This is a genomic window from Streptomyces sp. NPDC054842, assembly GCF_053611025.1.
The window spans coordinates 102,080-115,963 of sequence record NZ_JBSGZN010000009.1 but is presented as its reverse complement, the minus strand read 5'-3'; the positions used below and the strand labels follow the sequence as shown (position 1 = coordinate 115,963).

Below are 13,884 nucleotides of genomic sequence, written 5' to 3'. Positions count from 1 at the left end.
GGCGGGAGCCGTCAGTCAGTCAGTCAGTCAGTCAGTCAGTCAGTCAGTCAGTCAGTCAAGGTAGCCGCGGAGCTGGTCCGCGAAGGCGTGGTCCCGCAGCTTGTTGAGGGTCTTGGACTCGATCTGGCGGATGCGCTCGCGCGTGACGCCGAAGATGCGGCCGATCTCCTCCAGCGTGCGCGGACGCCCGTCGGCCAGTCCGTACCGCAGCTGGACGACCTTGCGCTCGCGCTCCCCGAGCGTGGACAGCACCGCCTCCAGGTGCTCGCGCAGCAGCAGGAACGCGGCGGACTCCACCGGGGACGCCGCGTCGCCGTCCTCGATCAGGTCGCCGAGGGCCACGTCGTCCTCCTCGCCCACCGGGGCGTGCAGGGAGACCGGTTCCTGGGCCAGCCGCAGGACCTCGCTCACCCGCTCCCGGGGCAGGTCCAGGTGGGCGGCGACCTCCTCGGGCGTCGGCTCGTAGCCGCGCTCCTGGAGCATGCGCCGCTGGACCCGGACGACCCGGTTGATCAGCTCGACCACGTGGACGGGCACGCGGATCGTGCGGGCCTGGTCGGCCAGCGCCCGTGACATGGCCTGCCGGATCCACCAGGTCGCGTACGTGGAGAACTTGTAGCCGCGGGCGTAGTCGAACTTCTCGACCGCCCGGATCAGGCCGAGGTTGCCCTCCTGGACCAGGTCGAGCATGGTCAGCCCGCGCCCGACGTACCGCTTGGCGACGGAGACCACGAGCCGCAGGTTCGCCTCGATGAGCCGGCGCTTGGCCATCCGGCCCATGACGACCAGCTTGTCGAGGTCGAGGGCGAGCTGGCTGTCCAGGTCGCGGGCGAGCCGCAGTTTCTCCTCGGCGAAGAGGCCGGCCTCCACGCGGCGGGCCAGCTCGACCTCCTCGGCCGCGGTGAGCAGGGGGATGCGGCCGATCTCGCGCAGGTACTGGCGGAACAGGTCCGAGGAGGGGCCGCTGGTGTCGGCGGCGCGGCTGCGGGGCGGTACGGCGGGCTCGGCCTCCACGGCCCCGGACGCGTCGCTCTCGGGCGCCTCGTCGGCGGCGGCCGGTTCGTCCGCTTCGGGCGGGCTCTCCGGCCGCGCCTCCGGGTGGTGCGCGGCACGGCTCTGCGGGGGGACCGCCGCGACGACGCCGTTCTCCGCGTCCGTGTCCGTCGTGTTGTCGGTCTCGGTGAGGGTCTGGGTCTGCACGGGGGCGACCTCCAGGAATGTCGCTGCTGAGGCATGCGGCAGCGGTACGTCCGGGATGGGGTCGACGGCCTCGCCGCTGTCCATCCCGTAGTCGTGTGGCGGAACCGCGGGGATGGGGGACCCGTCGCGTACGGGTCGGCCGCGCTCCGAGGACTCAGGCACCGCACCCCAGTGTGGAGTACGACACATCGCTGCCACGAGGGGCGTGCGGTGACTTTTTGCGTCCGGTCCGTGACGGCGTGAATACCCTGACGCACGAGTGCGCGGCAGGACGGGACCCAAACCCTCCGAAACCCCGCGGACGGGTGCCGTTCACCGGCGCGTGCCGGAGTGCGCCGGGCGCGCCCGGCACGACCGGGGACGTCAGAGGGCCGCGGCGCCCCGTTCGCGCAGCGCCTGCCCGTACTGCTGGAGCACCCACAGCTCGTTCTGCACGGCGGCCAGCCTGGCCGGGTCGCCCTGGGCGCTCGCCCGGGCCAGCGAGCCCTGCACCTGCTGGATGCGGCGGTCGACGGCCCGCCTGCGGACCATCACCAACTGGTCGCCCGCGTACGCCTCGTCGACCGTCCTGCGCATGATGGCCTCGACGGCCAGCTCCGTGACCATGGCGCGCACCCCGTCGTCCGGGGCGGCGTCACGGACCCGGACCAGGTACTCCTGGGGGTCCTGGACGCCGTACTCCGCGCCGCCTGCGTCCATGATCGCCTGGCGGACCGCCGCGTACGGCGCGGCGGTGAACTCGTCGATGCCGTACGCGTCGAAGGCCGGAGACACCAACTCGGGTCGTTGCAGGGCCAGTTTGAGGAGCTCGCGCTCGGTGGCGAAGACCGGGTTGCGCAGGTTGAGGGCGGGGCCGCCGGGGGCCGCCTGGGCCGCCCCGTACGCCTGCTGGGGCCGCTGCCGCTCGGGCGCGGGGCCCTTGCCGCCGCGGTCGCGGGCCCAACGGGCCAGCTGCGCCACCCGCTTGACGACGAACTGCGTGTCGAGGATGCCCAGCATGCCCGCGAGCTGCACGGCGACCTCGTGCTGGGCGCCGCTGTTCTTGATGCGGGCGACGACGGGCGCCGCCTCGTCGAGGGCGGCGGCGCGGCCGGCCGGGGTCTCCAGGTCGTAGCGCAGGACGATCTGGCGCAGGGCGAACTCGAAGAGCGGGGTGCGGGGCTCCACCAGGTCGGCCACGGCCTCGTCGCCCTTGGCGAGCCGCAGGTCGCAGGGGTCCATGCCGTCGGGGGCGACCGCGATGTACGTCTCGGCGGCGAACTTCTGGTCGTCCTCGAAGGCGCGCAGGGCTGCCTTCTGGCCCGCCGCGTCACCGTCGAAGGTGAAGATCACGCGCGCGGAGCCGTTGTCCATGAGGAGGCGGCGGAGGATCTTGATGTGGTCGGTGCCGAAGGCGGTGCCGCAGGTGGCGATGGCGGTGGTGATACCGGCCAGGTGGCAGGCCATGACGTCCGTGTAGCCCTCGACCACGACCGCGCGGCTGGTCTTGGCGATCTCCTTCTTGGCGAGGTCGATGCCGTAGAGGACCTGCGACTTGCGGTAGATCGCGGTGTCGGGCGTGTTGAGGTACTTCGGGCCGTTGTCGGAGTCGTACAGCTTGCGGGCGCCGAAGCCGACCACGTCGCCGCCGATGTCGCGGATGGGCCACATCAGCCGGCCCCGGAAGCGGTCGATGGGGCCGCGCCGGCCGTCCTGGGAGAGGCCGGAGAGGACCAGCTCCTTGTCCGAGAAGCCCTTGCCGCGCAGGTGGCGGGTGAGGTGGTCCCAGCCCTGGGGGCTGTAGCCGACGCCGAAGTGGGCGGCGGCGGCCTGGTCGAAGCCGCGCTCGGCGAGGAACTTCCGGCCGGCGTCCGCCTCGGGGGCGCTGTCGAGCTGCTCGACGTAGAACTGGGCGGCCGCCTTGTGCGCCTCGACCAGGCGGATGCGCTCCCCCCGCTGGTGGGAGGGGTTGTACCCGCCCTCCTCGTACCGCAGGGTGATGCCCGCCTGGCCGGCCAGGCGCTCGACCGCCTCCGAGAAGGTGAGGTGGTCGACCTTCATCACGAACGTGATGGTGTCGCCGCCCTCCTGGCAGCCGAAGCAGTGGAAGAGCCCCTTGCTCGGGCTGACCTGGAAGGACGGCGACTTCTCGTCGTGGAACGGGCAGAGGCCCTTCAGGTTGCCGCCGCCCGCGTTGCGCAGCTGGAGGTACTCGGACACCACGGCGTCGATCGAGACCGCGTCCCGAACAGCCTTCACGTCCTCGTCGTTGATCCGTCCTGCCACGCGTGAATTCTACGGGGACGGTGTGACAGCCGAGCGCCGCGGCGGGTCACGGTACGAGGGTCTCCAGCGGGACGTGCGGGTCGGCGAGTGCCTCGGTGTCCACGCGGGCCCGGGATCGGATCAGCGCCTGGACGGGATCCGTGACGTCCCACACATTCACGTTCATGCCGGCCAGCACCCGTTCGTCCTTGACCCAGAAGGCGACGAACTGGCGCTTGCCCGCGTCGCCGCGGATCACCACCTGGTCGTAGGTCCCCGGGGGAGCCCAGCCGGAGTACTCCAGCCCGACGTCGTACTGGTCGGAGAAGAAGTAGGGCACGCGGTCGTACGTCGTCTCGCGGCCCAGCATCGCGCGCGCGGCGGCCGGTCCGCCGTTGAGGGCGTTCGCCCAGTGCTCCACGCGCAGCCGGGAGTCGAAGAGGGTGTGGTGGAAGGAGGCCACGTCGCCGGCCGCGTAGATGTCCGGGTCGGAGGTGCGCAGCCGCTCGTCGACGGCGATGCCGCCGCCGTGCGCGCGGTCGGCCAGGGTGAGGCCCGCCGCCTCGGCGAGGCCGGTGCGCGGGGCGGCCCCGATGGCGGCGAGCACGTCGTGCGCGGGGTGCTCCTCGCCGTCGTCGGTGCGGGCGGCCAACACCATGCCGTCCTGCCCGGCGATCTCGGTCAGGCGGGCGCCGAAGTGGAAGCGGACGCCGTGCTCGCGGTGCAGTTCGGCGAAGAGCTGGCCGAGCTCGGGGCCGAGGACGCCGTGCAGCGGGGTCGGCTCGGGTTCCACGACGGTGACCTCGGCGCCGTACTCCCGGGCCGCCGCGGCGACCTCCAGGCCGATCCAGCCGGCGCCCGCGATGACGATGTGCCCGTTGTCGCGGCCGAGGGCGGCCAGGACGCCCTTCAGGCGCTCGGCGTGGGAGAGGCGGCGCAGGTGGTGGACGCCCGCCAGGCCGGTCCCGGGGATGTCGAGCCTGCGGGGCTCGGCGCCGGTGGCGAGCAGCAGCTTGTCGTAGTGCACGACGGTGCCGTCGTCGCCGAACCGGACGGTCTTCGCGATCCGGTCGACGGCGTCGACGGTCTGGCCCAGGTGCAGCTCGATGTCGTTCTGCGCGTACCAGCCGGGCTCGTGCACGAAGACGCTGTCGCGCTCCTCCTTGCCGAGCAGGTACCCCTTGGACAGGGGCGGCCGCTCGTAGGGGTGGTCGCGCTCGTCACAGATCAGTATCACCCGGCCGGTGAACCCCTCCGCGCGGAGCGTCTCGGCCGCCTTCGCGCCGGCCAGACCTCCTCCGACGATGACGAATGTCTGATCCGCGTCGACCACTTGATGCCTCCTCGTAAGGATGTCGCCACATGCGAGCGTCCCGCACGCGGCGTGGTGCGGGAAGAGGGAGTGGCCCGATCAGGCCACACGGGGTCACACCGCGCCGCCGCCGGCGGGGCGCGTGGTGAGCCCGAGGTGCAGGGAGCGTGCCGAGGCGTCCGTGAGCGAGGCGATCTGGTCGACGACGACCCGCTTGCGGGCCCGGTCGTCGGGAGCCTCGTCGAACCGGGCGCGGAACTGCGGCTCCAGCCCGTCGGGGGCGCGGGCGGTGAGGGCCTCGGCCAGCTCGGCGACGACGATCCGCTGGTCGGCGCGGAGGATCTCCTGCTCGGCGCGCTGCATGACGTACCGGTCGGCGACCGCCTTGAGGACGGCGCACTCCAGGCGGGTCTCCCGGGGGACGACCAGTTCCGCCGCGTACCGGGTGAGGCGCCCGGTGCCGTACCGCTCGCGGGTGGCGGCCTCGGCGGCCAGGCAGAAGCGGCCGATGAGCTGGCTGGTGGCGTCCTTCAGCCGGGCCTGGGCGACGGACGAGCCGTCGTAGCCGTGCGGCCACCACTCCTGGTCGAGGAGGCGGTCGAGGGCCTCGGCCAGCTCGGCGTGGTCGGTGCCGGCGGGCACGTACCGCGCCACGGCGACCGCGAAGACCGCGTTCCGTTCCGGCTCGGCGTGCAGGCAGTTCGGGTCGATGTGCCCGGCGTGCAGGCCGTCCTCGACGTCGTGCACCGAGTACGCCACGTCGTCGGACCAGTCCATGACCTGGGCCTCGAAGCAGGTACGGGTGCCGGGGGCGCCCTTGCGGACCCAGTCGAAGACCGGCCGGTCGTCCTCGTACACCCCGAACTTGGGGGACCCGGGGTCGGTGGGCCGGCCGCCGCGCGGCCAGGGGTACTTGGTGGCGGCGTCGAGGGCGGCCCGGGTGAGGTTGAGGCCGACGCTGACCAGTTCGCCGGTCTCCTCGCTGCGGGCGAAGCGCTTGGGCTCGATCCGGGTGAGCAGCCGCAGCGACTGCGCGTTGCCCTCGAAGCCGCCGCAGTCCCGCGCGAACTCGTTGAGGGCCTGTTCGCCGTTGTGCCCGAAGGGCGGGTGGCCCAGGTCGTGCGAGAGGCAGGCCGCCTCGACCAGGTCGGGGTCGCAGCCCAGGGCGGCGCCGAGCTCGCGGCCGACCTGGGCGCACTCCAGGGAGTGGGTCAGCCGGGTGCGGGGGCTGGCGTCCCAGGCCCGCGTGCGGGTGCCGGGCGTGACGACCTGGGTCTTGCCGGCGAGCCGGCGCAGGGCCGCGGAGTGCAGCACGCGCGCGCGGTCGCGCTGGAAGGCGGTACGGCCGGGGCGCTTGTCGGGCTCGACGGCCCAGCGCTCGACGGCCGCTTCGTCGTACTCGGCGCGCGCGGACCGGTCCTCGCGGACCCGGCGCGGGGTGCTCTCGGTCTCGGACGAGGTCTGCGGTGGGGTGCCTTCCATGCCCCGACCCTAGGCCCTGCCGTTCGGATCATGCCGGTGCGGCCCGGTCCGGCAGGCGCGCCCGCGGGCCTGGACCGGGTGCGGTCCCCCGGGTTCAGGCCGAGGCCAGGGTGCGTTCGGCGGCGGCTCCCGGGGCCGCGAGCGCCCGGTCGTAGCGGTGCAGGACGAGGCGGGCCATCGCCGGGTGCGCGCCGAGCGGGGCGGCGGCGATCCAGGGGGCGGCCGCCGCGCTCTCGGTGGCGAACCGGCCGGGGGCGGTGAAGTAGGAGGCGACGGCGACCCGGTGGCGGCCCCGGGCGGCGAGGGCGCGCACCGCGGCGGGCACGGTGGGCGCGGCGGCGGAGGCGTAGGCGGGCACGACCGGGACGCCGAGCCGCTCGGCGAGCAGCTGGGCGGTGCGGCGGGTGTCGACGGCCGCGTCGGGGTCGCGGGACCCGGCCGCGGCGAGGACGACGCCACTGGCGCGGCGGGTGGCCTCGCTCATGCGCGTCCGCCAGCCCGCCTCGACGAGCCGCTCGTACAGCGTCTCCACGAGCAGCGGGTGCGGGCCGAGCGGGGAGGCGACCCGGCAGTCCCGCTCGGGGACGGCGGCCGCGGCCTCGGGGATGTCCCGCTTGACGTGGTGGCCGCGGCTCAGCAGCAGCGGTACGAGCACGGCCTCGCCGGTGTCCAGGGACGCGAGCGTGTCGGGCAGCAGCGGTTCGTTGAGCTCGATGTGGCCGAGGCGCACGGACAGGCCCGGGCGCAGCTCGCGGACCCGCTCGGCCAGGCTCAGTACGGTGTCGAGGGCGCGCGGGTCGCGGCTGCCGTGGGCCACCATCACGAGCGCGGGCGGCGCCGGGCGGCGCGCGCCGCCGGGCGAGACGAGGCGGAGCTGGCTGCCGAGCTGGCTGGTGATCCGGTTCATGAGTTGCGCCGTACTGTCGAGGTGGGCGCCGCTGTGCGGCCGGCCGCCGAAGCGGTTCTGGGACTCGTCGTGTGCTGGTGTCGACGCCGTCATGGACCGAGTCTGGCGGGGCGACGTTGCCGCGCCGTTGCGTGGGCGTCACGGGTGTTTTCCGGCGGTTCACCGCGGGGTGCCCGGGGGTGTGAGGGCTCGCGGGGGCCGCTTCCGGCCGCGGTCAGGGGCTCGGAGTGAGCCCTGTCACGGTCCTTCCCTGAACCGTACTCCCGTTCGCCGCGTCCCCCTCTGACGAGGGCCGACGTCACCTGGGGGACACCGAATCATGCGCCTGCCGCGCCCGAGCATCCGCAGACCGTCACCGCGCTTCCGGCTTCCGGCGGTGCGCCTGCGCCGGCCGTCCCTGCCGCGCACCCGCCGGGGACAGCGGCGCTGCGTCCAGGCCGTCATGCTCCTCTGCGTCCTGGCGCTGACGCCCGCGACCTGGATGTACGTGACGACGGGTGACCGGCTCCGGACGACCGCGGACGTGCCGCGGACCGACGTCGCGGTGGTGTTCGGCGCCGGCCTCTGGGACGGCGAGCCCTCCCCCTACCTCGCGCACCGGCTGGACGCGGCGGCGGAGCTGTACCGGGCGGGCCGGGTGAAGGTCGTGCTCGTCACCGGCGACAACAGCCGCGAGGACTACGACGAGCCCGACGCCATGCGCGCCTACCTGACCGGGCACGGGGTGCCCGGCCGGCGCATCGTCAGCGACTACGCCGGGTTCGACACCTGGGACTCCTGCGTCCGCGCGAAGAAGATCTTCGGAGTCGACCGGGCCGTGCTGATCAGTCAGGGGTTCCACATCCGCCGGGCGGTCGCGTTGTGCGAGGCGGCGGGCGTACGGTCCTACGGCGTCGGGGTCGACGCCGTGCACGACGTGACCTGGTACTACGGGGGGACGCGCGAGGTCCTCGCGGCGGGCAAGGCCGCGTGGGACGCCGTGTTCGAACCCGACCCCCGGTTCCTGGGCCCCCGCGAGCCGGGGGTACGACGGGCCCTGCGGGTGCCGTCCCGGTGATTTCCGTGCCCTCTCCCCTCCCCGGCCTTCCAGCCGACGAGCCCTTCCCCTCCCCCCACGGGGCTCCGCCCCGGACCCCGCTCCTCAAACGCCGGAGGGGCTGAATTTTTCCCCCGGCGCCGGTTCACCGCCCGGGTGAGGACACAGGCGCGATACGTACCAGCCCGTCGGACGCGCGGATTTGAGCCCGTCCGACGGGCAAGGACAAACGCCCGTCGCGAGATCTTGAGCCCGTCCGGCGTGCGAGGGCAACGCTCGGCGCGAGGAGAGTTTTGAGCCCGCCAGGCGGTTCGGTCCAAACGCCCGGCGCGAGGAGAGTTTCAAGCCCGTCCGGCGATTGAGGACGAGCGCGCAGCGCGATCCGACGACACCCGGGCGAAGCCCCCGGCACGGGCAGGGGGCGACCATGCAGCCCGTCCGGCGTTTGAGGACGAGCGCGCAGCGCGACCGGGGGCCCGGGGGCTCGCCCCCGGATCGGGACGGCGCCCCTCACGGCGACGTCCACCCCACCGGGAGGTCCCCGTGCCGGGGGCGTAACGGACAGCGCCCCACCGCGTAACACGGCCGCCGCACGCTGGACGGTATGCAGACCTCCGCGACGCCCACCCACTGCCCGTACTGCGCCCTGCAGTGCGGGATGAACCTGACGCCCACGTCCGACGGGGGCGTCACCGTGACGGAGCGCGCGGACTTCCCGGTGAACCGGGGCGCCCTGTGCGGCAAGGGCCGTACCGCGCCCGCCCTGCTCTCGTCCCGGGTGCGGCTGACCTCCCCGCTGGTCCGCAGGGCGGGCGTCCTGGAGCCCGCCACCTGGGACGAGGCCCTCGACCGGATCGCCGAGGGGCTGTCCCGCACGCGTACGGAGCATGGCCCGGACGCGTGCGGGGTCTTCGGCGGGGGCGGCCTGACGAACGAGAAGGCGTACGCGCTCGGCAAGTTCGCGCGCGTGGTCCTCGGCACCTCGCAGATCGACTACAACGGGCGTTTCTGCATGTCGTCCGCGGCGGCCGGCGGCATCAAGGCGTTCGGCCTCGACCGGGGGCTGCCCTTCCCGCTGGAGGACATCCCGCGGACCGGCTGCGTGATCCTCGTCGGCTCCAACCTCGCCGAGACGATGCCGCCCGCGCTGCGCTACCTCACCGAGCTGAAGGAGAACGGCGGCACACTGATCGTCATCGACCCGCGCCGCACGAGGACGGCGGAGCAGGCGGACCTGCACCTGGCGCCGCGCCCGGGCACGGACCTGGCGCTGGCCCTCGGGCTGCTGCACCTGGTGGTCGCCGAGGGGCGCACCGACGAGGAGTACATCCAGGAGCGGACGAGCGGCTGGGAGGAGGCGCGGGCCGCGGCGATGGCGCACTGGCCGGAGTACGTGGAACGGATCACGGGGGTGTCCGTTCCGCAGCTCCGGGAGGCGGTGCGGATGTTCTGCGAGCCCTCGTCGGCGATGGTGCTCACCGCCCGGGGGCCCGAGCAGCAGTCCAAGGGCACCGACACGGTGGGCGCGTGGATCAACCTGTGCCTCGCGACCGGCCGGGCGGGGCGTCCGCTGTCCGGCTACGGCTGCCTCACAGGCCAGGGCAACGGGCAGGGCGGCCGGGAACACGGCCAGAAGGCCGACCAGTTGCCCGGCTACCGCAAGCTGACGGACCCCGCGGCCCGGCGGCACGTGGCCGAGGTGTGGGGCGTGGACCCGGACTCGCTGCCCGGGCCGGGGCGCAGTGCCTACGAGCTGCTCGACGCGATGGGCACCGACATCCGCTCCCTGCTGCTGATGGGCTCGAACCCGGTGGTCTCCGCGCCGCGCGCCGCGCACATCGAGGGGCGCCTGAAGTCCCTGGACTTCCTGGCCGTCGCGGACGTCGTCCTGTCCGAGACGGCGGCGCTGGCCGACGTGGTGCTGCCGGTCACCCAGTGGGCGGAGGAGACGGGCACGACGACGAACCTGGAGGGCAGGGTCCTGCTGCGGCGCCGGGCCGTCTCCCCTCCCGAGGGGATCCGCAGCGACCTCGACGTGCTGCACGAACTGGCCGGCCGGCTGGGCGTGGAGAAGGGTTTCCCGACGAACCCGGAGGAGGTGTTCGAGGAACTGCGCCGGGCGAGCGCGGGCGGGGCCGCGGACTACTCGGGGATCACCTACCGCCGGCTGGCCGAGGAGAACGGGGTGTTCTGGCCCTGCCCCGCGCCGGAGTCCGTACAGGATTCGGAGGACGCGGCGTTCGACGCGCTGCCGGACGACCCGGCCGGCGAGGGCGGCGGCACGGGCGGGACCGGTGACGGGGTGCATCCCGGAACCCCGCGGCTCTTCCTCGACCGGTTCGCCACCGAGGACGGGCGGGCGCGTTTCGTGGCCGTGTCGCACCGGGCGGCCGCCGAGGAGCCGGACGCCGAGTACCCGGTGCTGCTGACCACCGGGCGGGTCGTCGCGCAGTACCAGTCGGGCGCCCAGACCCGGCGGGTCGACGAGCTGAACGCCGCCGCCCCCGGTCCGTTCGTGGAGATGCACCCGCGGCTCGCCGAGCGGCTCGGGGCGGTGGACGGGGACCCCGTGGCCGTCGTGTCCCGGCGGGGGCGGGCCGTGGCGCCGGCCCGCGTCACCACGTCCATCCGGCCCGACACCGTCTTCATGCCGTTCCACTGGGCGGGCGAGGGCCGCGCCAACACCCTGACCAACCCGGCGCTCGACCCGACGTCGCGCATGCCGGAGTTCAAGGCGTGCGCCGTGCGGCTGGAGCCGGTCGGACGGAGTTGACAGGGCTGACGGGATTGACGGGACTGACGGGCGCCTCGCGGGAGCCCCGGCGGCTGTGCCAGTCGCCGTCCTCGATGAGTGCGCCGCCCGTCCGCAGCCGGGCGGCGACGGCGGGCGCGGCCAGGTAGACCCAGGCCCGCACGGGCGGGCCGGCCGCCCGTGACACGTCCCGGGCGACCCGCTCGTACAGGTTGCGGGGGTCGCCCGGCGGACAGGCGTACTCCTCCAGCCGGTCGAGTTCCGCGAGCAGTTCGCCGTACGCCCCGGGCAGCGCGGTGACCAGTTCCCCGCGCACCGCGTAACCCGGCTCCGGGACGGCGTAGGGGTAGCCGGGCCCGTCGTACAGCGCGGCCCCGTCCAGCCGGCCGGGTTCCTCGGAGCGGGTGCGCCCGCGCAGGAACAGGTCGTGGTTGTGCTCGCCCGGGCGCAGGGTGCCGTAGACGAAGAAGGGCAGCGGCTCCCCCGTCACGCCTCCGTCCCCGTCTCCCGCGCCACCCACCGCAGGTAGTCCGCGCTCCCCCGCACGACGGGCGTGGCGATGATCTCGGGCGTGTCGTAGTCGTGCGCGGCGCGCAGGTGGGCCTCCAGCGCGTCGTACCGGGCGCCCGTCGTCTTGAACAGCACCTGCCACTCCTCGGCCGTCTCGACCTCGCCGTCCCAGCGGTAGACGGAGGTGACGGGACCGGAGACCTGCGCGCAGGCCGCGACCCGCGCCTCCACCGCGCCCCGGGCGAGCGCCTGTGCCTTCTCCGGGGCGTCCGTGGTGGTCAGGACGGTCAGCCAGTCGGCCGTGGCCATGATCGTTCTCCTCGTTCGAGCCCTCGCGCACGCCTTCGCAGAAACGATTCTCGCTCCCCACGCGCCCTCACAGGTGACCGGCGGGGTCCAGCACGACCGGCACCCCGTGCCACGGCGCGTCCCTGGAGGGCATCGGCCGGGACAGGACCGGAGCCGTCCGGTACGGCGCCCTCACGGTGTACCTGACGTCCCCGACGAACCACGCGGGCGCCCGGACGGCGACGCCGAACGCGGCGCGGGACCTGTACGGGGCGGGCGGCGCGGAGTACGCCGCGGTGGCCGCGGCCTGGAGCGCCGTGTCCGTGCGCGGCCCCGGCGCCGGCCCGGGCGGGACCCGCCCCTCCCCCACGGGGGCGGCTCCCGCCCGGGCGTCCGGCAGCCCTGACCCCGGCCGCTCAGTCCTCGTACGGGCGCAGCGCCTTGGCCTCGCGCAGAGCCCTGGCCCACCACACCAGCCGGTCGGACATCAGCCGCGCCGCCGCGGCCGGTGCCGCGGGGTCGCGCGGGTCGCCGCTCTCGTCGAACGCCGCGCCCGCGCCGTGGAAGGAGACCGTGTCCCGGACGGTCACGGCGTGCAGCTCGGCGAAGACCTGGCGCAGGTGCTCGACCGCCCGCAGCCCTCCGGACAGGCCGCCGTAGGAGACGAACCCCACGGGCTTGGCGCGCCATTCGGTGTAGTGCCAGTCGATGAGGTTCTTCAGGGGCGCGGGGTAGGAGTGGTTGTACTCGGGGGTGAGGACGACGAACGCGTCGGCGGCGGCCAGGGCGGGGGTGACCCGGCGGAGGGCGGCCTCCGACTCCGGGGACGGCGACAGGGTGGTGGGCAGCCGGACCTCGGCCAGGTCGACGACCTCGGCCCGGAGGTCCTCGCGCGCCTCCAGCAGGGACAGCAGCCAGTTGGCGACGACCGGGCCGAAGCGGCCCTCGCGGTTGCTGGCGACGATGACGACGACGCGCACGGGGGCCCGTGTACCGGACCGCCCGGACGGGCGGACGGAGGCGTCGGGTGCGGAACGGGTGTCGGATACGGCCGGGATCCCGGCGCTGGTCTTCATGCGTCACAGGCTCTTACCTCAAGCTTGGTTCAGGTCAAGCCGCCGTTCCGCGGGCCGACGCGGGTCGCGGTTTCCAGCCGTCCGTGGGGCCTGCGTGGACCAGGGCCGGTCGCGGCGGGGCGATCGTCACGGCGGCCGACGGACCGGCAGGGTGGGCGGCGGCGGGGCGGGCGGCAGCGGACCGGCGGGTGCGGGTCACCCGTTCACACCCGCGTGCCGCACCCGTGGGGTTCTCCTCCACGACTTCCCGGCCGTACGCCGGTGACCTGCTGGAATGGTGCCGCGCGGGGTCGGCGGGGGTCGCCCCCGGTGCCCGTGCGCGGTGTTTCTGACGTGCCATCAGGGAGCGGAGCGGGCCGTGTGCCACTTACCTCGGTAGGGCAGGGGTGCGACCGACGCAGCGGCACATGGGGGTGCCGCGGGCCGTGCCCTCTCGGAGGAGCAACACGATGCGCACAGCCCGTCTGCTGACCGGTACCGCGCTCGCCGTCGCCGCCGCGGGCCTCGCCGCCGCGCCCGCGTACGGCGGGGACACCGGCACGCTCGACGTCCGTCCGGCCACCGTCGTCCCCGGCGCCGACGTCACGGTCGGCACGGCGGCGTGCGGCGCCGACGGCACGGCGACGGGGGACGCCAGCGCGGTGGGCGCGGGCACGTTCGCGCTGGCCCCCGGCGCGCGCGGAGGGGACACGGCCGGTCGGTTCCGCGTGCCGCCCGGCGCCCAGCCGGGCACGTACGAGATCGTCGCGAAGTGCTCCGGCGGCCGGCAGGCGGCGGGCGACCTGGTGGTCACGCTGACCGCCACCGAGGAGCGGGTGCACCCGCGAGGAAGTGTCAAGACGGGGGTCGGCGGCGCACTCGGCTCCGACCCCGTGCAGACCGCGGCGGGTGTGGCGGCGCTGGCCGTCGCCGCCGCGGGCGGTACCTGGCTCCTGCATCGCCGGGCGAGAGGCGACGGGTTCTGACGGACACCCTCCGCTGTCCGTCCCCAGGTACCGCCGTCCCCTCCCCCTCCGGGTCCGACGCCCCTCGCGGCCCGGAGGGGGCGGCGGACCCGGCCGGTCCCACCGACGCGGG

General features: G+C 74.5%; 11 protein-coding genes and 1 pseudogene. 4 read left to right on the top strand and 8 right to left on the bottom strand.

Annotated elements, in window-relative coordinates:
• Nucleotides 1-51: 51 nt before the first annotated feature.
• The 5 genes from ACWGIS_RS09755 to ACWGIS_RS09735 form a co-directional block, all read right to left on the bottom strand.
• Entirely contained in the window at nt 52-1,362 is a 1,311-nt protein-coding gene (locus ACWGIS_RS09755; RefSeq protein WP_453361854.1) for an RNA polymerase sigma factor, read from the bottom strand.
• 201 nt (nt 1,363-1,563) lie between these two features.
• A complete protein-coding gene (dnaG, locus tag ACWGIS_RS09750; protein ID WP_453361853.1) occupies nt 1,564-3,465 on the bottom strand; it encodes a DNA primase in 1,902 nt (633 codons plus the stop codon).
• 46 nt (nt 3,466-3,511) lie between these two features.
• The gene (locus ACWGIS_RS09745; protein ID WP_453361852.1) at nt 3,512-4,777 is read right to left on the bottom strand and encodes an NAD(P)/FAD-dependent oxidoreductase; all 1,266 of its coding nucleotides are present in this window, start codon (nt 4,775-4,777) and stop codon (nt 3,512-3,514) included.
• Nucleotides 4,778-4,870: 93 nt separating this feature from the next.
• Nucleotides 4,871-6,238, bottom strand: a complete 1,368-nt coding sequence (locus ACWGIS_RS09740; protein WP_453361851.1) for a deoxyguanosinetriphosphate triphosphohydrolase — start codon at nt 6,236-6,238, stop codon at nt 4,871-4,873.
• Between the two features lie 94 nt (nt 6,239-6,332).
• Nucleotides 6,333-7,238 (bottom strand): sirohydrochlorin chelatase, encoded by a 906-nt coding sequence (locus ACWGIS_RS09735; protein WP_453361850.1) that lies wholly within the window; start codon nt 7,236-7,238, stop codon nt 6,333-6,335.
• A gap of 226 nt (nt 7,239-7,464) precedes the next feature.
• Between ACWGIS_RS09735 and ACWGIS_RS09730 the strand changes: the two genes are divergently transcribed.
• Nucleotides 7,465-8,202 (top strand): SanA/YdcF family protein, encoded by a 738-nt coding sequence (locus ACWGIS_RS09730; protein ID WP_453361849.1) that lies wholly within the window; start codon nt 7,465-7,467, stop codon nt 8,200-8,202.
• Nucleotides 8,203-8,785: 583 nt separating this feature from the next.
• A complete protein-coding gene (locus ACWGIS_RS09725) occupies nt 8,786-10,954 on the top strand; it encodes a molybdopterin oxidoreductase family protein (RefSeq protein ID WP_453361848.1) in 2,169 nt (722 codons plus the stop codon).
• Here ACWGIS_RS09725 and ACWGIS_RS09720 read toward each other — a convergent pair.
• On the bottom strand, nt 10,911-11,423 hold the full coding sequence (locus ACWGIS_RS09720; protein ID WP_453361847.1) for a gamma-glutamylcyclotransferase family protein: 513 nt from the start codon (nt 11,421-11,423) through the stop codon (nt 10,911-10,913). The two genes, ACWGIS_RS09725 and ACWGIS_RS09720, sit on opposite strands and share 44 nt — an antisense overlap.
• Nucleotides 11,420-11,752 (bottom strand): divalent-cation tolerance protein CutA, encoded by a 333-nt coding sequence (gene cutA, locus ACWGIS_RS09715; RefSeq protein WP_453361846.1) that lies wholly within the window; start codon nt 11,750-11,752, stop codon nt 11,420-11,422. Before cutA ends, ACWGIS_RS09720 begins: the two co-directional genes overlap by 4 nt.
• 122 nt (nt 11,753-11,874) lie before the next feature.
• Here cutA and ACWGIS_RS09710 point away from each other — a divergent pair.
• Nucleotides 11,875-11,997 (top strand): annotated as a pseudogene (locus tag ACWGIS_RS09710) (M4 family metallopeptidase); the annotation flags it as partial.
• Between the two features lie 150 nt (nt 11,998-12,147).
• On the opposite strand, the gene ACWGIS_RS09705 reads toward ACWGIS_RS09710, so the two are convergent.
• Nucleotides 12,148-12,807 carry an NADPH-dependent FMN reductase gene (locus ACWGIS_RS09705; protein WP_453361845.1) on the bottom strand — a complete coding sequence of 220 codons (660 nt, stop codon included), beginning with the start codon at nt 12,805-12,807 and terminating at the stop codon, nt 12,148-12,150.
• 449 nt (nt 12,808-13,256) lie between these two features.
• On the opposite strand from ACWGIS_RS09705, the gene ACWGIS_RS09700 reads away from it, so the two are divergent.
• Nucleotides 13,257-13,772, top strand: a complete 516-nt coding sequence (locus tag ACWGIS_RS09700; RefSeq protein ID WP_453361844.1) for a hypothetical protein — start codon at nt 13,257-13,259, stop codon at nt 13,770-13,772.
• Nucleotides 13,773-13,884 lie beyond the last annotated feature (112 nt).

Bases quoted from the DNA above. Each gene is read 5' to 3' on its own strand.
- ACWGIS_RS09730 (WP_453361849.1), top strand. From the start codon at position 7,465: ATGCGCCTGCCGCGCCCGAGCATCCGCAGACCGTCACCGCGCTTCCGG.
- ACWGIS_RS09725 (WP_453361848.1), top strand. From the start codon at position 8,786: ATGCAGACCTCCGCGACGCCCACCCACTGCCCGTACTGCGCCCTGCAG.
- ACWGIS_RS09705 (WP_453361845.1), bottom strand. From the start codon at position 12,807: ATGAAGACCAGCGCCGGGATCCCGGCCGTATCCGACACCCGTTCCGCA.
- ACWGIS_RS09740 (WP_453361851.1), bottom strand. From the start codon at position 6,238: ATGGAAGGCACCCCACCGCAGACCTCGTCCGAGACCGAGAGCACCCCG.
- ACWGIS_RS09700 (WP_453361844.1), top strand. From the start codon at position 13,257: ATGCGCACAGCCCGTCTGCTGACCGGTACCGCGCTCGCCGTCGCCGCC.
- ACWGIS_RS09735 (WP_453361850.1), bottom strand. From the start codon at position 7,238: ATGACGGCGTCGACACCAGCACACGACGAGTCCCAGAACCGCTTCGGC.
- cutA (WP_453361846.1), bottom strand. From the start codon at position 11,752: ATGGCCACGGCCGACTGGCTGACCGTCCTGACCACCACGGACGCCCCG.